Consider the following 20,071-nt stretch of genomic DNA (forward strand, 5'->3'; position numbering starts at 1 on the left):
GCTCCTTTGCAGATGACGGTGCTGCAGCTGAGGGTGCTGCAGCTGACGGTGCGGCAAGCGGGGTTGTTGTCCGCCTGATCACCAAGTATAGAATCCCTGGCCGGACTTTCGACCCAATTGACCTGATGCGACCTTGTCTTTGAGCAGCTGCGGCGGGGCGAATCGCGGGCCCAGTTCCGTCTCGAGGTGCTCGGCGATGCCGAGGCGGACGTCGAGGCCGACGATGTCGGTCGTCTGCAGCGGTCCGGCCGGGTGCCGGTAGCCCAGCGTCATCGCCTTGTCGATGTCCTCGGGGCTCGCGACCTCCTCTTCGACCATCCGCATCGCTTCCAGCGCCAGGGCCACGCCGAGGCGGCTGGAGGCGAATCCCGGTGAGTCCTTGACCGTGATCGCCGTTTTCCCCAGTCCCGCGACCCAGGACTTCGCGACGCCGACGAGCTCCGGTTGCGTGTGGGTGCCGACGACGACCTCGACGAGGTCGCTGACGGGGACCGGGTTGAAGAAGTGGAGTCCGATGAGCGCATGGGGCCGGGGCAGTGCGGCGGCGAGCTCATCGATGGACAGTGCGCTCGTGTTCGTGGCGATGCTCGCGGCCGGAGCGTATTTTGCGATGGCGGCGAGGATCGTCTGTTTGAGTTCGACGTTTTCCGGGACGGCTTCGATCACGAGGAGTGCCTGGTCGAGCAGGGTCGGGTCCCGCACGACCTCGACGGTGCCGGTGACGTCGAGGCCCTTGGATTTCGACTTCTCGACCGAGGCGTCGATGCGCTCCTTGGCTGCGGCCACGGTCTCTTCGGTGTTCTCGATGATGATGACGCGGGCTCCGGCGCTGGCGAAGGCGTGGGCGATGCCCGCACCCATCCGGCCCCCGCCATAGACGCCGACGGTTTCCGGAACCTGGGGGCCGGCGTTGTCTGCGCCCGCCGCTGAGTCCGGCGATGATCCCGCCGTCGGGTTCGGCGTGTGCACGGCGTCAGGTTCGCGAGCCCTCTGCTCGCTCATTCGGTGGTGCCTCTTTCGTCGTGTCGGGGAACGTCCTGTTCGTCCATCGCCTCGGTGGCCACGGCTTCGGCCCTCTTCCGCTTCTTCGCCTCCCGTTTCGCGAGGAAGGCCTCCATCCGGGTGTGCTTCTCCTCGGTCTCGAACAGCACGGCCTGGGCCAGATCGTCGATGAGCGGATGGGCTTCACGTGGAGCGTGGAATGCCGATTTGCTCAACCTCACGGCCAACGGTGCGAAGCTCGCGATCCGATCGGCAAGTGCTTCACCGGCGAGTTCGAGGTCCTCGGGGTCGACGACGTCGTTGAGCAGGCCGATGGACTTGGCCTCTTCGGCCTGGAGAGTCCGTCCCGCCAAGAGGATCTCCTTGGCGCGAGGCTCCCCCACGAGTTCACGCAGACGCCAGGCGGCTCCGGCCGCAGCGAGGATGCCCAGTCCTGTCTCGGGGTTGCCGATCTTCGTCGTCGGTGTCCCGATGCGGAAGTCACAGGCGAAGGCCAGCTCTGCTCCGCCGCCCAGCGCGTGGCCTTCGACGAGGGCGATGACGGGCATCGGCAGTTCCTGGATGCGGGTGAAGACCTTCGAGTTGATGCCGGCCAGGGCCTCTTCGCGGCCACGGCCCAACAACTGGCCTATGTCGGCACCGGCGGCGAAGACACCATTCGAGCCCGTGAGGATGGCGACCTTCGGCTCGGCTTCGAGTTCGGCGCACACCGCGTGGAGGGCATCGGCCATGTTCTGGTCGATGGCGTTGCGCACCTCGGGTCGGTTGAGCCGGATGATGACCCGGTCGGCATGGCGTTCGATCAGCAGCGGGGAGTTCGCGCCGTCCGCACCGTTGGTCGAATCGCCCCCGGCGGTGTCGCCCCCACTCATACTCGCTCCAACAGCAGGGCCGAACCCTGGCCGACGCCGACGCACATCGTCGCCAGTCCGCGCTTGGCATCGGCCTGTTCCAGGCGGTTGAGCAGTGTCAGGGTGATGCGAGCGCCCGAGCAGCCCAAGGGATGGCCCAGCGCGATCGCACCGCCGAAGCTGTTGACGATCTCCGGATCGAGGCCCAGGTCGCGAATGCAGGCCAGTGACTGGGAGGCGAAGGCCTCGTTGAGCTCCACGGTCTCGAGATCGTCGACGCTCCAGCCGACACGGTCGAGCACCTTACGGGTGGCCGGGACAGGCCCGATGCCCATGATCTCCGGAGAGACGCCGGCACTGGCACCACTGACGACGCGGGCCCTGGGGCTCAGACCGTGCTTCTTCGCGTAGCGTTCGCTGACGAGAATCGCGACGGCGGCACCATCGTTGAGGGACGAGGAGTTGCCGGCGGTGATGACTCCTCCGGGTCCGTGAATCGCCCGCAGCTTGGCGAGCTTCTCCGGGGTGGTTTCCGCACGAGGGCCCTCGTCGGCGCTGACGTCGCCGATGGGCAGGATCTCGGGATCGAACTTGCCCGCTTCCTGCGCGGCCAGTGCCTTCTGATGGGAGGCATAGGCGAAGGCATCGAGCTCTTCACGGCCCAGCTTCCACTGCTCAGCCACACGTTCGGCGGTCTGGGGCATCGACAAGGTCGTGTCCTCGCCGAAGGCCGGGTTGGTGAAGCGCCAGCCGATCGAGGTGTCCCAGGACCTGCCCGGCTTCGCCCAGGGGCGCTGGGGCTTTTCCGTCACCCAGGGTGCGCGGGTCATCGATTCGACCCCACCGGCCACGACCACCTCGGCGTCACCGGCGGCGATCATCTGCCGTGCCGTCGTGATCGCGGTCAGCCCGGAGGCGCACAGACGGTTGACGGTGAAGCCGGGAACGGACTCGGGCAGACCGGCCAGCAGCACTGCCATGCGGGCGACGTTGCGGTTGTCCTCACCGGCCTGGTTCGCCGATCCGAGGATCACCTCGTCGATGTCGCCCGGATCGATCCCCGACCGGTCGACGACGGTCTTGAGCGTGGTCGCGACGAGGTCATCGGGTCGCTGATCAGCCAGGACTCCGCCGTAGCGGCCGATGGGTGTGCGCAGTCCGTCAAGGACGAAAGCCTCGGGCATGGGTCTCCTCAGGTGTGATGTGCGGGGTGGCGTCGACAATCCTCAAGCGTATCGGCTGAGAATGTCAGACGCTCAGAAGTCTCGGGGCGTGTGCGTATACGTGGAATTCGACTCGCAGACAACTCGTCTCACGAGTCGTAGTCGACCGTGACCTCGTCGCTGACGGGGAAGGTCTGGCAGGTGAGGACGAAGTTCGCCTCCACCTCCGAGTCTTCGAGGGCGTAGTTGCGCACCATGTCGACCTCGCCGTCACAGATCTTGGCGCGGCAGGTGCCGCACACTCCGCCCTTGCAGGCGAACGGCAGATCCGAGCGTGACTCCTGCGCGGAGTCGAGGATCGTCTTGCCCTGCGACATCGCCGAGGTGGAACGCCGTCCGTCGAGGACGATCGTGACGTCGCTGGTGGCGCCCTCGACGACCTTGTCCGCGTGGACGACCTCCGGTGGCGGTTCGTCGACGTAGAAGAGCTCGAAGTGGATCTTATCCTTGGGCACTCCGAATTCGGCGAGAACCTTCCGGGCGTCGCTGAGCATACCGAAGGGCCCGCACAGCCACACGTGGTCCATATCGCCGATGGGCACCAGGCTGGTCAGCAGCTGGCGCAGCTTCTCCTCATCGAGGCGACCGGAGAACAGGTCGACCTCCCGGGGCTCGCGGGAGAGGATGTGGATGAGATCGAGCTGCTGATTGCGGGAGTCCTTGAGGTCGGCGAGCTCCTCGGTGAACATCACGGTATTCGTGTTGCGGTTGCCGTAAAGCATGGTCACCGAGGCGTCCGGATTCGACAGGACGGTGGTGGCGACCGAGAGCATCGGAGTGATGCCCGAACCTGCGGCAATGCACAGGTGTCGACCGCCGAGGTCCGGATCGGCCTGGAAGCTGCCGCTGGGCGGCTGGACTTCGATGGTCTCACCGGGGCGGACGTCGTTGACGAGCCACTGCGAGAAGAGTCCTTCCGGGATCTCGCGCACACCGATGCGCGGATCGGTCCCGGCCGGGGCGCAGATGGAGTAGGAGCGGCGGTGTTCGGCACCATCGATCATCCGGCGCAGGGTCAGTGACTGTCCCGCGGCGAAGTCGAAGAGGTCGGCGTATTCGGCCGGGACGTCGAAGGTCACTGCCGCCGAGTCATCGGTGAGGTGGTCGACCGACTTCACCGTCAGCGGGTAGAAGGCGGTCCGGGAGGCGCTCTGATTGATCGTTTCGGTCATCTCAGATCTCCTTTACATGCTGGAACGGTTCGAGGCAGTCGAGGCATTGGTACATCGCCCTGCAGGCCGTCGGACCGAATTCCGAGGACAGCTTCACATTGGCCGAGCCGCACAAGGTGCAGGTCAGGGCCCGTTTCGTGGGCATCAGCGTCAGGGCCACGGGCCCCGTCTTCCGAGGCGCCTGCCCGGGTGGGGAGATTCCGGCACCTTTGAGTGCTCTTCGCCCTTCCTCGGTGATCCAGTCACTCGTCCAGGCCGGTGTCAGGGACACCCGCACCTCGGCGCCTTCGAATCCCGCGTCCTGGAGTTCGCGCTGCAGATCATCGCGCATCGTCGCCATCGCCGGGCAGCCCGAGTACGTGGGGGTGATGGTCGTGACGACGCGACCGTCTTCGATCGTGACGTCGCGGAGCACGCCGAGGTCGACGAGCGTGAGCATCGGCATCTCCGGATCCGTGACGCGTGCTGCGGCTGCGCGGGCATAGACGAGCGCCTCGGCGGGGGTGCGGTGTTCGGCCTCGGGCACCTGCGTGCCTTGGTCGTCACCGTCGTGGCCGGTGGTGGACATGTGGGTCTGAAGTGTTGCGGTCACCATTGTCCTTTCGGGTATTGCCGGGCGACGACCTGCATGTCGGCGAGCATCTTCGACAGTGCTTCGGTGTGCAGTCCGTCGCGGCCTCTCTGTCCTCGCACGCCGGCCAGCGCGCCCCGTTCGGGGCGGTCGATGCCGGCAGTGGCGAAGACCTGGTCGAGGATGGCTCCGGCTTCATCGGCCACCTCGGCGGGATCGACTCCGATTCCGGCGGCCGCGACCGAGGCTTCGATCGGGTGGGTCTCGAAGAGTTCGTCCCACAGGGGCCAGAGTCCGTCGAGCGCAGAGAGCAGACGAGATTTCGACTCCTCGGTGCCGCGGGCCAGAGTGAGGACCCAGCGCCCGGCGAAGTCACGGTGGTAGGACATCTCTTTGACGCCCTTGACGGCGATGGCCGAGAGCACGGAGTCCCTGCTGGACTGGAGGCGTTCGAAGATCGCCAGGCGCCAGGTGGAGTAGATGAGGATCTTCGCGACCGCCTCGGCGAAATCGCCGTTGGGCACCTCGGCGAGTCGGACGTTGCGGAACGCCAGATCCTCGCGGAAGAACGCGAGCCTGTCCTCATCGGGAACCGGAGAGCCCTCGGGCAGCTGCGGCACCAGCGTGGGATCGGCGGCAGCGGTCCGGGCGAGGAGAAGTCGGGACTGGCCGAGCAGGTCGAGGGCGATGTTGGCCAGCGCGATGTCCTCTTCGAGGTCGGGGGCGCCTGCGCACCACTCGGAGATCCGCTGGGAGAAGATCAGCGCGTCGTCGCCGAGCATCTGGCAGTAGACGGCCAGCTCGTGTGCGTCGACACCGGAGGGAACGGTCGTGTCGACGCCGGCCAGGGGGTCTTCGAAGTCGGTGCCGAAGGCCCAGCTGGCGTCATTGACGAGCAGGCCCGAGTAGGCGTTCTCGGACTGGCCGTGCTCGATGTGGGCTCCGGCTTCGTCGTGGTCGACGTTGATGGAAGGTTCGTTGGTGCTGTGTGCAGTCATCGTCGCCTCCTCACATGTGGGGGACATCGTCGGGGATGTCGTAGAAGGTCGGGTGGCGGTAGACCTTGTCGCCGCTGGGGGCGAACATGGGGTCCTTCTCGTCGGGGCTCGAGGCTGTGATCGACGAGGAGCGGACGACCCACAGGCTCACGCCTTCGTTGCGACGGGTGTAGACGTCGCGGGCGTGGTGGACGGCCATCTGATCATCGGCTGCGTGCAGCGATCCGACGTGGACGTGGTTGAGTCCGCGCTTGCCGCGTACGAACACCTCGTAGAGGGGCCATTCGCCGCGGACGCTCGTGCCGGGGGCGGCGGTTCCGGGGTTGGTCTCTGCGCTCATTTGGCGGCCTCCTCGGCGGTGGTTGCGGGGTTCGTGGGTGCGGCGTCATCGGTGGGTGCGGCGTCATCGGTGGCTCCGGCGGCCGAGTTCTCGGCGAAGGCGAGCGCAGCCTCGCGCACCCAGGCCCCTTCGTCCCAGGCACGCTTGCGGTGGTTCACGCGCTGGTCGTTGCAGGGGCCGTTGCCCTTGACGACGGCCCAGAACTCGTCCCAGTCCGGCGTCGAGAAGTCGTAGTGTCCACGCTCCTCGTTCCACTTCAGACCGTCGTCGGGGAAGGTCACACCCAGGGCCTCGGCCTGCGGGACGGACATGTCGACGAACTTCTGACGCAGCTCGTCATTGGTGTGGGTCTTGATGCCCCACTCCATCGACTGCTCGGTGTTCGGTGAGTCGTCATCGGGTGGGCCGAACATCATGAGCGAGGGCCACCAGAAGCGGTTGACCGACTCCTGGACCGAGGCACGCTGCTCGTCGGTACCGCGCATCATCGTCATCAGGAGTTCGTAGCCCTGGCGCTGGTGGAAGGACTCTTCCTTGCAGATGCGGATCATGGCGCGGCCGTAGGGGCCGAAGGAGGTCCGGCACAGGGGCACCTGGTTGCAGATCGCGGCACCGTCGACGAGCCAGCCGATCGTGCCGACGTCGGTGTAGGACAGCGTCGGGTAGTTGAAGATCGATGAGTACTTCTGCTTGCCGGCGATGAGCTTCTCGGTGAGTTCGTCGCGAGTCGCACCGAGGGTTTCGGCGGCCGAGTAGAGGTAGAGACCGTGACCGGCCTCGTCCTGGACCTTGGCCAGCAGGATCGCCTTGCGGCGCAGCGAGGGCGCCCGGGAGATCCAGTTGCCCTCGGGCTGCATGCCGATGATCTCAGAGTGCGCGTGCTGAGCAACCTGCCTCACGAGAGTCTTGCGATACTTCTCCGGCATCCAGTCGCGCGGTTCGATCCGGTCCTTACGACCGATCGTGTCGGCGAACTGCGCCTCGAGTTCTGTTTCGTCCGGTGTCCCGGTGACTTCTGTTGTCATGACCACTCCACCCTTGGATGCGCCCTGCCCGGGCTGTGTGCTGCGCACCGACCGTTCGATTCGACCATCGGCCCGGAGCAAGCATTTACTGACCATTTGTTCTGTATTGTTCTCTATCAGTGTGGCACACCGCACGCCGGGGTGCAATGCGCAGCGGCTCGCGCTCAGGCACATCTCAGTGGGCCGGGAATGACCGCACAGGCCCCCGAACCACCCTTCCTGCCGAGACTCCCATGTCCGCTGCAGCACATTCGCCGGCAACGTGCTTAGCCCCCGTCGACGAACCGGCTTGCGCACCGAGACTCGCTTACACCCGAACGCTGTCGCCAAAAACGCACGCCACACCGACACCCGCGGCGCACCACCCATCAATGCTTCACTCGAAACATCGGTGCAGCGCCAAGACAACGGCGCACGCACAGTAGTCTCGGCGCTGCACCGATGTTTCGACGTTCGTGCTCGCCCGACTTGACAGAGTCGCCGATCACAACGATATTTATTGACCAGATGGTCGTTTAATCTTTGTAGATGCCGTTTCCGGAATCTCTGGGGTGAGATCGCCATCTCCCACGTGCATCCCACGTGCACCAACCGCTGCAGAAGCATCACTCGACGAGGAGCGCGATATGGAGAAGTCCGGCCACCGGTCACCCGAGGACGCAGGACCAACCGAGGTCATCGACACAGCGGAGTCCACACGCAGCGAACCGAGCACAGGAGTTGAGCCGAGCACGGGTGCCGCGGCGATGTTCGCCAACGATCGCGCCTCTCAGCATCTGGGCATCACCGTCGATGATCACGGCCCCGGCTGGTCGCAGTGCTCGATGACGATCACCGAGATCATGACCAATGGCCATGACATCACACATGGCGGCTACATCTTCCTCTTCGCCGACACCACCTTCGCGATGGCCTGCAACTACCCCGGCTCGATCACCGTAGCCTCCGGCGGGGACATCGACTTCCTCAAGCCCACCTATTTCGGCGATCACCTCATCGCCCGCGGCCGGGAGATCGTCAAACAGGGCCGCTCGGGCATCTACGACATCGAGGTCACCCGCGGCGAGGACATCGTCGCCGTCTACCGCGGCCGCTCCCGCACCCTGCCTGCACCGCAACCGACGACCGCAGACGCCTCCGCACAGCCGACGACCTCACCCTGATCTGAACCCCGGGACACCTCACCCGGCGGTCCCCTGAAACGACGCTGGAACGACGCCCCACCTCGGCGCCCACGAATTGCGAAGCACAACAGAATTGACCAAGGAGACAACGATGACTGCCAATGATCTCGATGCCGGCCAGCGCATGAGCCTCGACGAGCTGCGCGCCGACCAGCTCGCCAACCTCAAAACCACGGTCACGAAGGTTTACGAGAATGTGCCGTTCTACCGGAAGGCCTTCGACGACCTCGATATCACCCCCGCGGACATCACCAGCCTCGACGACATCGCGAAGCTGCCGTTCACGAACAAGCAGGACCTGCGCGACAACTACCCGTTCGGCATGTTCGCCGTTCCGCGTGAAGACGTCGCTCGCATCCACGCGTCCTCGGGCACGACGGGACTGCCGACCGTCGTGGGATACACGCTGGACGACCTCGACAAGTGGGGCAGCCTCATCGCCCGCTCGATCCTCGGCGCAGGCGGCAAGCGCGGACAGATGATGCACAACGCCTACGGCTACGGACTGTTCACCGGCGGCCTCGGCGTCCACGGTGCCGAGCGCCACGGGTTCACCATCATCCCGATCTCCGGCGGCCAGACCCAGCGGCAGGTGCAGCTGATCCAGGACTTCAAGCCCGAGATCATCACGGCGACACCGACCTATCTGCTCACCATCCTCGACGAGTTCCACAAGCAGGGCATCGACCCCACGACGACGAGTCTGCAGACCGCGATCTGCGGCGCCGAGCCGTGGACGGACGAGATGCGCAAGGAGATCGAGAAGTCCTTCAACATCAACGCCGTCGACATCTACGGCCTCTCCGAGGTCATGGGCCCCGGCGTGGCCTGCGAGTCCGCCGTGACCAAGGACGGTCCGACGATCTGGGAGGACCACTTCTACCCCGAGATCGTCGACCCCTACACCGGTGACGCCCTTCCCGACGGCGAGGAGGGCGAGCTCGTCTTCACCTCGCTGACAAAGGAAGCCCTGCCGATCATCCGCTACCGCACGCACGATCTGGCGAGTCTGCTGCCGGGCACCGCAAACCCGAACTTCCGTCGCATCTCGCGCATCACCGGACGCTCCGATGACCTCATCATCATCCGCGGCGTCAACGTCTACCCGGCCAACATCGAGTCCGTGCTCTTCGAATTCGAACACCTGAGCCCCCACTTCCAGCTGGTGCTCACCCGCCCCGGCCGCATGGACGAGGTCACCGTCGAGGTCGAGTCCCGCGAAGGTGTGGGCGCCGTCGAACTCGATGGGCTGAATGGACTCGTGACCGCCCGGATCAAGGAGCGCCTCGGCGTCTCCTCGACCGTCTCAGTGCTCCAGCCCGGCGAGCTGCCCCGATCGGTGGGCAAGCTCAAGCGCATCATCGACCGCCGCGAGGGCCTCAGGTGATCGACCCCATGGCGCGAGGTCCTGTGGCGGATGACCCTGCACCGGCCGCGGCGTCCGCATTGCAGAGCGGTTAGACTGGTGCGCATGCCGAAAGCGACCTCACCTGCACAGACACCGAGCTTGGAGTCCGGTGTCGACCCTGCCGTGAGCGCAGACACGGGTGTCGCGGCCCACTCGTCGGCGCAGACGAATACCACCGACGCCGAGGCTGGCGCACCGGAACAGCCCAAGCGCACCAGACGTGGACGCCCCGGTTACGACCGGGAGACGCTGATCGAGAGGGCCACCGAGGTGTTCGTTTCCCGCGGCTACGACGGTACGTCGATGGACACCGTGGCGCGTGAGCTCGGCATCACGAAGTCCGCGATCTACCACCATGTGAAGTCGAAGGAAGAGCTGCTGCACCTGGCGATCAATCGCGGCATCGGGGCCCTGGACTCCGCGGTCGAGGCCGAAAGTCAGCGGACTGGGCTGAATGCCCTCGAGCGTCTGCGTGCCGCCGTTCATGCCAGCGTGGTCATCCTCATCGAGTATCACCACTCCGTGACTCTGCTGCTGCGGGTCCGCGGGAACTCGGCCGTCGAGATCGAGGCCCTCGACCAGCGCAGGAAGATCGACGACAAGATCAGGGTTCTGGTCGCCGAAGCCATCGACGAGGGCGGTCTGCGCTCGGACTTCACCCCGGGCCTGATGACACGCCTGCTCTTCGGCATGGTCAACTCCATCACCGAGTGGTATCGCCCCAGCTACCCGGTCGACCCCGAAACCATCGCCGACGCAGTGACCTCGATGGCCTTCAACGGCCTCGAGGCCTGAAGGCGGCACGTCGGCGAATTCGCGCCGCTCGCCTTCGCGAGGTTGCAGCCGGGGCGCGCCAGTGGGTCTCAGGGGCCTCAGCCCACGTCGCATACCCCGCACACCTCAAACGGTTGGCATGTTCTTCTCGATTCCCACGCTCAGATCGAAGAGAACATGCCAACCGTTTGTGCTCTGAGGACGATCAGAGAAGATGAAGCGTCCGCACGACAGCCTGAACGCGCCCCTTACTCCTTCGTGACCAACGTCAGCACGTCGTATTTGGCGACCGGTTCGTCGTTCTGGTTGACCACCTCGGCGTCCCAGCGGACCTCGCCGTACTCGTCGGTCTCACGCGGAGTGATGCGCTTGGCGGTCAGCGTCACCTTGAGCGAATCCCCTGGTGAGACGGGTGTGATGAATGTGAGTCCTTCGAGACCGTAGTTCGCGAGCACCGGGCCCGGGTCCGGCTGGACGAAGAGGCCCGCGGCGAAGGACACGATGAGGTAGCCATGTGCCACGCGTCCGGGGAAGAACGGGTTCGCGGCCGCCGCCTCCTCGTCGGTGTGGGCGTAGAAGGTGTCACCGGTGAACTCCGCGAAGTGCGAAATGTCTTCAAGAGTGACGGTGCGCCGCTCGGATTCGAGGGCATCGCCGACGCGCAGATCGGCGAGGGTCTTCGTGAACGGATGCTGGCCCAGCTGGCGTTCAGCGCCGGCGACCCATTCGCCGCCGATGGCGGTGAGCATGTCAGGGGAGGCTTGGATCGCGGTGCGCTGCATGAAGTGTGTGATGCCGCGCAGTCCGCCCATCTCCTCGCCGCCACCGGCGCGTCCCGGACCGCCGTGGATGAGCGTGGGCAGGGGCGAACCGTGCCCGGTCGATTCTTCGGCGTCGTCGCGGTCGAGGACCAGGATGCGTCCGTGCCAGGGGGCGACCTGGCGCACGAATTCGCTGGCGAACCCGGCATCGTGGGTGACGACCGAACCGACCAATGATCCGCGCCCGCGAGCGGCCAGACGGACTGCCTCCTCGGTGGAGGAATAGGAGATCAGCGAGGTCACCGGCCCGAAGGCCTCGATGTCGTGGACGGCATCGACCCACGGATCGTCGGCCTGGAGGATCGTGGCCGCGACATAGGCTCCACCGAGGTTCTGCGCCAGTTCATCGGAGGCTTCGCGTCCGCCGGTGAGGACGTGGGCCCCCGCCGAGGTGATCTCATCGATGGCATCGAGGACGTCGGTCCGCTGCTTGTCAGACACGACCGGGCCCAGCCGGGTGGACTTCTCACGTGGGTCGCCGACGCCCTGAGTCTCCAGCTTCGCAACAAGCGCCTCGGCGACGGCCTCTTTATGCTGTTCGGGAACGAAGGTGCGACGGATCGCCGTGCACTTCTGGCCGGCCTTGATCGTCATCTCGGCGACGACACCGGAGACGAAGAGGTCGAATTCCTCGGTGCCCGGCCCCGCATCGGGGCCCAGCAGGGAGAAGTTCAGGGAATCCGCCTCGGCGAAGAATCGGGTACCGCGATCGCGGACGCATTCCAGGCCGCCGAGGTGCTTGGCCGTGGCCGCGGAACCGGTGAAGGCGATCGCATCCTGTTCGGCCAGATGGTCGAAGAGCGGGGTGACGTCACCGGCGATGAGCTGGATGGCACCGGCCGGCAGCAACCCGGATTCGATCATGTCGGCCACCACTGCTCGGGTCAGGTGGGCGGTGTCGGTGGCGGGTTTGACGACGACCGGGATGCCGGCGACGAACATGGGCCCGAACTTCTCGAGCATGCCCCAGACGGGGAAGTTGAAGGCGTTGACCTGGACTGCCAGACCCTGTCGGGAGGTCAGGATGTGGCGGCCGACGAAGGTGCCGCTCTTCGACAGGCGTTCGACTCCCCCGTCGAGGTGGACCGTGGAGTTGGGCATCTGCCGCCGGGCGACGCCGGAATAGGTGAAGAGGGTGCCGATGCCGCCTTCGATGTCGACGAACCCGTCGCGCTTCGTGGTGCCGGTGGAAAACGAGATCTCGTGGTAGTCCTTGGCGCGCTCCATGAGGTAGGCGCCGAGCTTCTTCAGGATCACACCGCGCTGGTGGAAGGTCAGCTTCTGCAGTTCGGAGATTCCGGTGCCGCGGGCATGTTCATTGACGGCGGCGAAGTCGATGCCGGCCGAGGAGACGTGGTGGAGAACCTGTCCGTTGGTCGCGTCGTGGACGGCTCGGGCACTGTCGGGGCTCCCACTGGGGGTGTGCCAGTCGCCTGCCACATACGAACTGAGAATCTCGGTCATGTCTGGTCTCCCTGCTCAACGATGTCTCCCGGTGCACGGCGGCCATCTTCGGCACCGCTGCCGATTCCTGTCAGCAATACTAACCAATTGGTCGGTTATTGTCATTGCATGAATCGCGCCGACGGCACCACGCACCGCACCGATCGCGGTCGTCGATCGCACTGCCCGTGTCACGCCGACCGCACCGGATCGCGGTCGTACACCGCACCGACACCGGCAAGCCGACCATCCGGAAAGTGACACCGATCACCACGTGCATTACGATTGACGGTAATTACTGACCATTCAGTCACTTGCGCGGAAGCGTCGGCGATCACTCAGAGTCGAGGACCGCCGCTCCGCAGCACACGTCACCCAGGGAAAGTTCTCTCATGTCCACATCTTCGCCCGCAGCGGCAGCCCCCGCCTCGATCACCCGCGAGGAACGCAAGGTTCTGGCCGGCACCCTCGTCGGCACCACGATCGAGTGGTACGACTTCTTCGTGTATGCCCAGGCCGCCGGCCTCATCCTCTCCGCCCAGTTCTTCGCACCCCTCGCCTCCGACAATCCGGCACTGGGTCAGATCATGGCCTGGGCGTCTCTGGGAATCTCATTCCTGTTCAGGCCACTGGGCGCGATCATCGCCGGCCACCTCGGCGACCGCATCGGACGCAAGAGGGTTCTGGTCATCACGCTGTTCCTCATGGGCGCGGCCACAGCGCTCATCGGACTCCTGCCCACCTATGCAGCCATCGGGGTCGGCGCCCCGATCCTGCTGACACTGCTGCGCATCCTGCAGGGATTCTCCGCAGGCGGAGAATGGGGCGGTGCAGCCCTCCTCTCGGTCGAGCATGCTCCGATCAGCAAGCGCGGACTCTTCGGCGCCTACCCCCAGATCGGTGTGCCCGTCGGCATGATCCTCGCCACCGGCGTGATCTGGATCCTGACCACGCTGCTCACCCCCGAGCAGTTTGAGAGCTTCGGGTGGAGAATCCCCTTCCTGTTCTCGGTCGTCCTCGTCCTCGTCGGCTACTACATTCGCCGACAGGTCGAGGAGAGCCCCGTGTTCGCCGAGCTCGCCCAACGCCGCGCGGAGTCCTCGGCGCCACTGTCGACCCTGTTCAAGAAGAACACCAAGCAAGTCATCCTCTCCGCGCTGATCTTCATCGGCAACAACGCTGTGGGCTACATGATCATCGCGTTCTTCGCGGCCTACGCCTCCCGGCCCATCGAAGAGGGCGGCGCTGTCGGCCTCGACCGAGCGCCCGTGCTGCTGGCCACAACTCTGGCAAGCTTCGGCTGGCTGGTCTTCACGATGTGGGGCGGTGCACTGTCGGACAGATTGGGTCGTGTGCGCACCTTCCAGATCGGCTACATCCTCCTCATCGTGTGGCTGATCCCGACCTTCCTCATGATCGACATGGCCAATATCTGGATGTACGGAATCGGCATCTTCGTCCTCACCGTCGGCATGGGTCTGTCCTATGGACCGATGTCGGCCATGTACGCGGAGATGTTCCCGCCCCAGGTGCGCTATTCGGGCGTGTCGATCGGCTACGCGATCGGTGCGATCCTCGGTGGCGCCTTCGCCCCGACGATCGCACAGTCCCTGCTCACCGCCACCGGGTCGTCCCTGTCGATCGCCGTCTACATGATCGTCGTCTGCGTCATCTCGCTCATCGCCGTCAGCCTGGTCAAGGAGCCCAAGGGCGTCGAGCTCGGCGTCGTCAAGCACAGGAGCTGAGTGGACTCGGGGACGCACTCAGCTGGCTGATCGCATCTGCTGCAAGGTTTAGGCTGGAGACGCGAAGACATCATGAGCCCTGAGGAGGCGACAGTGACGCAGTTGTCCTATCCCGATATCGAAGCGGCCGCCGCGCGGATCTCCGGCCGGGTGCGACCGGTGACGGTGGCGTCGGCTCGGCCGGGGAACGCTCCCGAGGCACCGACCACGACCGCCGCGACGTGGTCCGCCCCGCCGAGCATCGACCCGACCGGGTCGGGCGTGCACTTCGCCCTCGAGTTCATGCAGTACACCGGTTCGTTCAAGGCCCGTGGCGCGCAGAACTTCATCCAGACTCACCTGGCCGAGGGGACGTTCCCCGAGGCCGGGGTGACGATCGCCTCGGGCGGCAACGCGGGACTGGCCTGCGCCTGGGCGGCACGCGATGCCGGTGTTCCGGCCACCGTGTTCCTGCCCACCAATGCTCCCGCCGTGAAGGTCGAGAGGCTGCGCGACTACGGCGCCGAGGTGCGTCTGACCGGTTCGGAATACGCCGAGGCGGCTCTGGCCTGCCAGGAGTTCGTCGAGTCCTCCGGTGCGTTGGCATCTCACGCCTACGATCATCCGCTCATCGCCGCCGGTGCCGGGACGATGTTGACCGAGATCCTCTCGCAGATCCCCGACCTGGACACGATCGTCGTCTCCGCCGGCGGAGGAGGGCTGTTCGCGGGAGTGGCCACGGCCGCAACGTTCCACGGGGTGCGCACGGTCGCAGTCGAGCCTGCGAACTGTCGGGCACTGAACGCGGCGCTGGAGGCGGGCGAGCCCGTCGACGTTCCGGTCGATTCGGTGGCGGCGGATTCTCTGGGTGCCAGTCACGCCACACCTCTTGCTGTGGCGGCTGCGCAGAACGACCTGGTCACCTCGGTGCTGGTCGACGATGAGCAGATCATCGCCGCGCGCAATCACCTGTGGGGCGAGCACCGATTGGCGCTCGAGCATGCCGCAGCCACGGCACTGGCCGGAATCCACGGTTCAGCCGGCTCCGGGAGCTACATTCCGGCACCCGACGAGAAGGTCTGCGTCGTTCTGTGCGGGGCGAACACCAGCCTCGGCGATCTCTGAAGCACCTTCGCTTCGTGTGCACTGACAGACCATTTCATCCGCATCGGATCACATAGTCGGCCAGTGCTAGTGGGTATTTCCGTTGATTCGTCTGTGCGGCCTGACGGCAGGTTCTCCTATGCGTCCGCGCAGGAGAAGGCCCACATCACGCCGAAGCGATCGAAGACCTGACCGTACCAGTCGCCCCAGGGAGCGATCCCGAACGGTACCCCGATCTCTCCGCCGCCATCGACGAGGGCAGCGATGTATCCGCGTGCCTCGTCCGCCGAATCGGTGGTGTACAGGAAGGAATAGGCGGTGTGCCTGACGGCATAGTCCTTGCCGTCCAGCGGCGCATCGCCTCCGGCGATCGAGCCGGCAGGAGTGTCGAGAGTGGCGTGGGCGACCGCCTGCGGATCGGGTTCGAACGGCATTCCCTCCATCGGGGTGTCGCCATAGCGCGTGATGTTGAGTTCACCGCCGAAGACGGAGTGCCAGTGCTCCATCGCATCAGCTGTGCTGCCGGGCAGTAAAACATAGGTTGCGATCGACTGCGCCACAGGATTCTCCTTCGAATGACCGGGTTGGTGATTCCGATTATTCCGCGCCGCCCGGATCCCCGCAATTACTGGGGCCTTTGAATTTCCCCATTGTGCCGGTCCTCCGCGCGTCCGAGCCGATGCCTCGAGCCGCTGTCCTTTGGCTAGGAGGAGAGCGAGTTCCGTGGTCGCGACCGTGGAGATGACGACGCCGATGATTCCGGCCAGCACCTGGACGATCGTGGTTGCGACGGCATCGGAATGCAGGACGACCCACAGGGACTGACCGTAGATTTGGGGAAGGATGAATCAGGTCGAGATCTGCTTCTCGATCCGGCAACGCAAAGCCATCAGCCCGGCTGATTTCGTTGATATCAACAACTTCATCCGAAAACTCGATACCAGTGATCTGGCCCAAGCCGCCTGACCACCGACGAATCAACGGAAATACCCACTAGCGCTTCTTATCCTTGGACTTCAGAGATGCCTTGATGAGGCCGAAGATGGCGGCCGCGACGACGACGGCGATGATCGCCTTGACGAGAAACCATGCGATCGAGAACGCAATGTTGACCACCCACCATGCAATGATGATGGCGATGATTGCGCCTACGATGCTCCACACGGTACTCATCTTCATGCCTCCAGCCTAAGCCGCATGGTGTGTGCGCGCAATCACAATGGGCAGGCACGGAACGCGGACCAACACCGCAGTGACCGGCGCTCGCGGATCGCGCGGGATGAGAGCCGCTCAACAGCCGGGCCCGCTCGCGAGTCGCTACCCCACTGCCAGAGCACGCTCGCGAATCGCACGGGCCGAAAAGCGACCGTCGGCGAAGCCGACGTCGATCGGGTGCTCGAAGGCCGCGCTGACCTGATCGGTGGTGAGCACCTCGGCGATGTCACCCGATGCAGTGAGCTGGCCGTGGGAGATGAGCATCGCGTGGGACGTGGACTGCGGGATCTCCTCGAGGTGGTGGGTCACCAGCAGGGTCGTCAGCTCCGGTGAGGTCACCGAGAGCGAATCGATGGTCTCCAGCAGCTGTTCGCGGGCGGCCACGTCGAGGCCGGTGGTCGGCTCGTCGAAGAGCAGGAGCTGCGGGTCGGCGATGAGCGCTCGGGCCACGAGAGCGCGGCCTCGCTCGCCCTGGGACAGGACCTTCCACCCCGCGACCGCGCGGGAGCTCAGACCCACCTCGGCGATGAGATCATCGGCCTTCGCGACCTCGTTGGGGCTGGGTTCCCAGCGGAAGGGCCTCTCAATCGTGCCGGTCAGACCGGTGAGGACGACCTCGCGCACGGACAGGCTCGAGCGCAGGGGGTGGCGCGGATTCACATGTCCGATATGACGGCGCAGGGCCTGGAGTTCGACTCGGCCCATGCGCTGCCCGAGGATGTCGACCGCCCCCGAGGTCGGGAAGACCTGCGCCGAGGCGAAGCTGAGAATGGTCGACTTCCCGGCCCCATTGGGGCCGATGAGAACCCAGTGCTCACCACGACCGATGCTCAGGTCGATGCCGTGGAGGATCTTCGTCTCCCCTCGTCGGAACGTCACATCGTCCAGCTTGAGGACCGTTTCGCCCACCGTGTTCACACTCGCTTCCTTCGTCGTCAGGTCGCTTCCACACGGGCGACCCCTCGTCGGGAGCCGTCCTCCGCTGCGAAGCTGTCCCAGTCTAGGACTTGACCTCGCCGAGGTGGGTGCCGGTGAGCAGGGTCCCGTTCCACATCCTGGACCGCGGGCCCTCGATCCCCGCCTGTTCCAGCGTCCTCCCCAGCCACCGTCGGGACACCCGAGACACCAGGAACGCGGGAATCTGACCATCACCCGGAGCGGGACCATAATGGAGTCATGCACAACGGTGACGAAGCCCATGACGACCACCGCATGAAGATGCGTGGGAAGATCCTCCGCCGGTCCGCCTCCTTCAACGTCGCCCACGCCGTCGATGATCTCGAACCCGGGACTGGCGCCCAGAGCATCCAGCGCGCGCTGTCGCTGCTCAACCTCGTCGGCCTCATTGCCGGCGAGCGCGGCAGCGGTGCCAGCCTGTCGGAGGTCGCCTCGATCAGCGGCCGCCCCAAGGCCAGCGTCCATCGGATGCTGCAGGCGCTCATCGCCATGGGGTATGTCGAGCGCCTCGAGGAGGGCGGCTACCGCCTGGGAGTGCAGTCGCAGATCCTGGGTCAGCTCGCGCAGAAGTCCGTCGACCCGCTGGTCACGGAATCGGAATCGAGCCTGCTGCGTCTGGCCGAGCTCAGCCGCGACACAGCCTTCCTCACCCTGCGCACCGGCAGCTATTCGATCTGCGCCAGGCGCGAGGAAGGCTTCGGCGAGATACTGAACAACGCTCTGTCCGTGGGCGATCGCCATCCTTTGGGCATCGGCGCCGGCAGCCTCGCGATTCTCTCCGAACTCTCCCCCGCCGAGGTGGACGCCCAGTTCGAGGCCAATGCCCAGATCTTCGCCGAACGGTATCCCAAGGTCTCGGTCACGCAGCTGCGCGACATCATCGACCGGGCCCGCGTCGACGGCTTCGTCCACAATCCTGGTCTCTTCGCCCAAGGCTCCTGGGCGGTGGGCGTACCGCTGCGGATCCGCGGCAGCCGCCCCCGCGCGGCCCTGTCGATCGCGAGCATTGCCGATCGTGTGACTGGGCCCCGCGTCGAACGCCTCGTCGCCCTGCTCCGCCGCGAAGCCAAGACCATCACCGAGGCGCTGAGCACCCAGGCCGATCCCTGAGCGACCCCACCGGCGACGTCCCGGTCACCGGCAGACCGCTCTGACCCGCACCGCCACTTCGCAAATCGCACTGCGACGCCGCGAATGGAGGAACTTCTGATGCGATTCCGAACGCTGATTTCACACCAAAAGTTCCGCGATTCGCACGTCGCCGAGCAGCGGAGTTCATCCCGCCGAGGCGGCCTCCAGTCTCGCGGCCACCGATCCGAGGATCTCGCCCAGCCAGCCGACGGCTGCCGGATTGGGTCCGGGCCTGGTCACGAACGAGACCCGACGCTGACCGAGGTCCTGCTTAGCGGACCGCAAGACGACGTCGAAATCGGTGTCCACGGCCACCTCGGTGGTCAATGCGCATCCGAGCCCTTCAGCCACGAGCCCATGGATCATGTAGAGATCGTCGCTGCGCATGAGTTCGCGCAGCTCGTATCCCAGTCCCCGGGAGATCCGTCGCAGCACCCGCACCGAGGCGTCGGATTCGTTGCGACTGCACACCCAGTCGACCTCGCTCATCGTGCCGAAATCGAGGACCTCTTGCCCCGCCAGCTCCCCGTCGCGGGCGACCATGACCCGGTAGGGCTCGTCGAGGAGAGTGCGCAGGCGCAGCTCGGGACCGGCGAATTCGGGCAGTTCGGGGATGTCGTAGATGAGCCCGGCGTGGACCTCACCGCCGTGCAGCATCCGGACGACTTCGCTGGGTTCGGCCTCGACGACCTCGACACGCACGGACGTTCTCTGTTGAAGTCCGGCGATCGCGGCGGGCAGAAGGCGCGAACCGATCGAGGAGAATGATCCGATGCGCAGGGACACCACGCCGGCATCGCGCTGGGCGGTGACGAGCTGCTCGGCCCGGTCGATGCGTGCCAGTACAGGTTCGATCTCCTCGGCGAAGGACTCCCCCAACGGCGTCAGTCGAGTTCCGTTCCGCGCCCGGTCGACGAGCCTGATGCGCAGATGGGATTCGAGGGTGCGCAGATGATGGGTCACGGTCGGAACCCCGTGCTCGAGCACCTCGGCGGCACGATTGAGGCTTCCTTCGTCCCGGATGGCCAGGAGCACCCGGAACTGCTGCAGAGTCATCATGATATAGACACTATGTCACCGTGAATGGTTTCTTGCTATATCGTAGACAGGATTCGATCCATAGTGTGG

20 protein-coding genes are annotated in these 20,071 nt (G+C 65.5%); 7 read left to right on the forward strand and 13 right to left on the reverse strand.

Annotation, left to right across the window (positions count from 1 at the left end):
* Positions 1-78: 78 nt before the first annotated feature.
* The 8 genes from BLT92_RS08480 to paaA form a co-directional block, all read right to left on the reverse strand.
* Positions 79-1,002, reverse strand: coding sequence for a 3-hydroxyacyl-CoA dehydrogenase family protein (locus BLT92_RS08480; RefSeq protein ID WP_092104832.1), 924 nt, complete (start codon positions 1,000-1,002; stop codon positions 79-81).
* On the reverse strand, positions 999-1,874 hold the full coding sequence (locus BLT92_RS08485; protein ID WP_231939097.1) for an enoyl-CoA hydratase/isomerase family protein: 876 nt from the start codon (positions 1,872-1,874) through the stop codon (positions 999-1,001). Before BLT92_RS08485 ends, BLT92_RS08480 begins: the two co-directional genes overlap by 4 nt.
* Entirely contained in the window at positions 1,871-3,037 is a 1,167-nt protein-coding gene (locus tag BLT92_RS08490) for a thiolase family protein (protein WP_092104834.1), read from the reverse strand. Before BLT92_RS08490 ends, BLT92_RS08485 begins: the two co-directional genes overlap by 4 nt.
* 128 nt (positions 3,038-3,165) lie before the next feature.
* The gene (gene paaE, locus BLT92_RS08495) at positions 3,166-4,248 is read right to left on the reverse strand and encodes a 1,2-phenylacetyl-CoA epoxidase subunit PaaE (protein ID WP_092104836.1); all 1,083 of its coding nucleotides are present in this window, start codon (positions 4,246-4,248) and stop codon (positions 3,166-3,168) included.
* 1 nt (position 4,249) lies between these two features.
* Positions 4,250-4,843 carry a 1,2-phenylacetyl-CoA epoxidase subunit PaaD gene (gene paaD, locus BLT92_RS08500; protein ID WP_092104838.1) on the reverse strand — a complete coding sequence of 198 codons (594 nt, stop codon included), beginning with the start codon at positions 4,841-4,843 and terminating at the stop codon, positions 4,250-4,252.
* Complete coding sequence (gene paaC, locus BLT92_RS08505; protein WP_092104840.1) at positions 4,837-5,817, reverse strand: 1,2-phenylacetyl-CoA epoxidase subunit PaaC; 981 nt, start codon at positions 5,815-5,817, stop codon at positions 4,837-4,839. The genes paaD and paaC overlap by 7 nt, the downstream gene beginning before the upstream one ends.
* Before the next feature lie 10 nt (positions 5,818-5,827).
* Positions 5,828-6,157 carry a 1,2-phenylacetyl-CoA epoxidase subunit PaaB gene (paaB, locus tag BLT92_RS08510; protein ID WP_092104842.1) on the reverse strand — a complete coding sequence of 110 codons (330 nt, stop codon included), beginning with the start codon at positions 6,155-6,157 and terminating at the stop codon, positions 5,828-5,830.
* A complete protein-coding gene (gene paaA / locus BLT92_RS08515; protein WP_092104844.1) occupies positions 6,154-7,182 on the reverse strand; it encodes a 1,2-phenylacetyl-CoA epoxidase subunit PaaA in 1,029 nt (342 codons plus the stop codon). Before paaA ends, paaB begins: the two co-directional genes overlap by 4 nt.
* A gap of 626 nt (positions 7,183-7,808) precedes the next feature.
* Between paaA and paaI the strand changes: the two genes are divergently transcribed.
* From paaI to BLT92_RS08530, 3 genes are all read left to right on the forward strand, one after another.
* Entirely contained in the window at positions 7,809-8,345 is a 537-nt protein-coding gene (paaI, locus tag BLT92_RS08520; protein ID WP_231939098.1) for a hydroxyphenylacetyl-CoA thioesterase PaaI, read from the forward strand.
* A 112-nt stretch (positions 8,346-8,457) separates the two neighbouring features.
* Positions 8,458-9,753 carry a phenylacetate--CoA ligase PaaK gene (gene paaK / locus BLT92_RS08525; RefSeq protein WP_092104846.1) on the forward strand — a complete coding sequence of 432 codons (1,296 nt, stop codon included), beginning with the start codon at positions 8,458-8,460 and terminating at the stop codon, positions 9,751-9,753.
* Positions 9,754-9,837: 84 nt separating this feature from the next.
* Positions 9,838-10,569, forward strand: coding sequence for a TetR/AcrR family transcriptional regulator (locus tag BLT92_RS08530; RefSeq protein WP_092104847.1), 732 nt, complete (start codon positions 9,838-9,840; stop codon positions 10,567-10,569).
* A 227-nt stretch (positions 10,570-10,796) separates the two neighbouring features.
* On the opposite strand, the gene paaZ is transcribed toward BLT92_RS08530, so the two are convergent.
* Positions 10,797-12,833 (reverse strand): phenylacetic acid degradation bifunctional protein PaaZ, encoded by a 2,037-nt coding sequence (gene paaZ, locus BLT92_RS08535; protein WP_092104848.1) that lies wholly within the window; start codon positions 12,831-12,833, stop codon positions 10,797-10,799.
* A gap of 371 nt (positions 12,834-13,204) precedes the next feature.
* Between paaZ and BLT92_RS08540 the strand changes: the two genes are divergently transcribed.
* Complete coding sequence (locus tag BLT92_RS08540) at positions 13,205-14,557, forward strand: MFS transporter (RefSeq protein WP_092104849.1); 1,353 nt, start codon at positions 13,205-13,207, stop codon at positions 14,555-14,557.
* A gap of 93 nt (positions 14,558-14,650) precedes the next feature.
* Complete coding sequence (locus tag BLT92_RS08545; protein ID WP_231939099.1) at positions 14,651-15,661, forward strand: threonine/serine dehydratase; 1,011 nt, start codon at positions 14,651-14,653, stop codon at positions 15,659-15,661.
* Positions 15,662-15,777: 116 nt separating this feature from the next.
* On the opposite strand, the gene BLT92_RS08550 is transcribed toward BLT92_RS08545, so the two are convergent.
* On the reverse strand, positions 15,778-16,200 hold the full coding sequence (locus BLT92_RS08550; protein ID WP_092104851.1) for a VOC family protein: 423 nt from the start codon (positions 16,198-16,200) through the stop codon (positions 15,778-15,780).
* 283 nt (positions 16,201-16,483) lie between these two features.
* Here BLT92_RS08550 and BLT92_RS21030 point away from each other — a divergent pair, with 283 nt between their 5' ends.
* Positions 16,484-16,606: a hypothetical protein gene (locus BLT92_RS21030; RefSeq protein WP_269457385.1), complete on the forward strand. Its 123-nt coding sequence runs from the start codon at positions 16,484-16,486 to the stop codon at positions 16,604-16,606.
* A 27-nt stretch (positions 16,607-16,633) separates the two neighbouring features.
* On the opposite strand, the gene BLT92_RS08555 is transcribed toward BLT92_RS21030, so the two are convergent.
* Both BLT92_RS08555 and BLT92_RS08560 read right to left on the reverse strand, forming a co-directional pair.
* Positions 16,634-16,819 (reverse strand): hypothetical protein, encoded by a 186-nt coding sequence (locus tag BLT92_RS08555; RefSeq protein ID WP_092104852.1) that lies wholly within the window; start codon positions 16,817-16,819, stop codon positions 16,634-16,636.
* Between the two features lie 138 nt (positions 16,820-16,957).
* Positions 16,958-17,773: an ABC transporter ATP-binding protein gene (locus BLT92_RS08560; RefSeq protein WP_331712242.1), complete on the reverse strand. Its 816-nt coding sequence runs from the start codon at positions 17,771-17,773 to the stop codon at positions 16,958-16,960.
* 258 nt (positions 17,774-18,031) lie between these two features.
* Between BLT92_RS08560 and BLT92_RS08565 the strand changes: the two genes are divergently transcribed.
* The gene (locus BLT92_RS08565) at positions 18,032-18,922 is read left to right on the forward strand and encodes an IclR family transcriptional regulator (RefSeq protein WP_092104853.1); all 891 of its coding nucleotides are present in this window, start codon (positions 18,032-18,034) and stop codon (positions 18,920-18,922) included.
* Between the two features lie 165 nt (positions 18,923-19,087).
* Here BLT92_RS08565 and BLT92_RS08570 read toward each other — a convergent pair whose 3' ends face one another.
* Positions 19,088-20,002: a LysR family transcriptional regulator gene (locus tag BLT92_RS08570; protein WP_092104854.1), complete on the reverse strand. Its 915-nt coding sequence runs from the start codon at positions 20,000-20,002 to the stop codon at positions 19,088-19,090.
* Positions 20,003-20,071: the final 69 nt, after the last annotated feature.

The sequence above is a fragment of the Brevibacterium picturae genome (genome assembly GCF_900105045.1).
GTDB lineage: Bacteria > Actinomycetota > Actinomycetes > Actinomycetales > Brevibacteriaceae > Brevibacterium > Brevibacterium picturae.

Coding starts and splice junctions, on each gene's coding strand:
- paaI (WP_231939098.1), top strand. CDS start 7,809: ATGGAGAAGTCCGGCCACCGGTCACCCGAGGACGCAGGACCAACCGAG.
- paaE (WP_092104836.1), bottom strand. CDS start 4,248: ATGACCGAAACGATCAATCAGAGCGCCTCCCGGACCGCCTTCTACCCG.
- BLT92_RS08485 (WP_231939097.1), bottom strand. CDS start 1,874: ATGAGTGGGGGCGACACCGCCGGGGGCGATTCGACCAACGGTGCGGAC.
- BLT92_RS08555 (WP_092104852.1), bottom strand. CDS start 16,819: ATGAAGATGAGTACCGTGTGGAGCATCGTAGGCGCAATCATCGCCATC.
- paaD (WP_092104838.1), bottom strand. CDS start 4,843: ATGGTGACCGCAACACTTCAGACCCACATGTCCACCACCGGCCACGAC.
- paaA (WP_092104844.1), bottom strand. CDS start 7,182: ATGACAACAGAAGTCACCGGGACACCGGACGAAACAGAACTCGAGGCG.
- BLT92_RS08565 (WP_092104853.1), top strand. CDS start 18,032: ATGCACAACGGTGACGAAGCCCATGACGACCACCGCATGAAGATGCGT.
- paaC (WP_092104840.1), bottom strand. CDS start 5,817: ATGACTGCACACAGCACCAACGAACCTTCCATCAACGTCGACCACGAC.
- BLT92_RS08570 (WP_092104854.1), bottom strand. CDS start 20,002: ATGATGACTCTGCAGCAGTTCCGGGTGCTCCTGGCCATCCGGGACGAA.
- BLT92_RS08540 (WP_092104849.1), top strand. CDS start 13,205: ATGTCCACATCTTCGCCCGCAGCGGCAGCCCCCGCCTCGATCACCCGC.
- paaB (WP_092104842.1), bottom strand. CDS start 6,157: ATGAGCGCAGAGACCAACCCCGGAACCGCCGCCCCCGGCACGAGCGTC.
- paaZ (WP_092104848.1), bottom strand. CDS start 12,833: ATGACCGAGATTCTCAGTTCGTATGTGGCAGGCGACTGGCACACCCCC.
- BLT92_RS08490 (WP_092104834.1), bottom strand. CDS start 3,037: ATGCCCGAGGCTTTCGTCCTTGACGGACTGCGCACACCCATCGGCCGC.
- BLT92_RS21030 (WP_269457385.1), top strand. CDS start 16,484: ATGAATCAGGTCGAGATCTGCTTCTCGATCCGGCAACGCAAAGCCATC.
- BLT92_RS08530 (WP_092104847.1), top strand. CDS start 9,838: ATGCCGAAAGCGACCTCACCTGCACAGACACCGAGCTTGGAGTCCGGT.
- paaK (WP_092104846.1), top strand. CDS start 8,458: ATGACTGCCAATGATCTCGATGCCGGCCAGCGCATGAGCCTCGACGAG.
- BLT92_RS08480 (WP_092104832.1), bottom strand. CDS start 1,002: ATGAGCGAGCAGAGGGCTCGCGAACCTGACGCCGTGCACACGCCGAAC.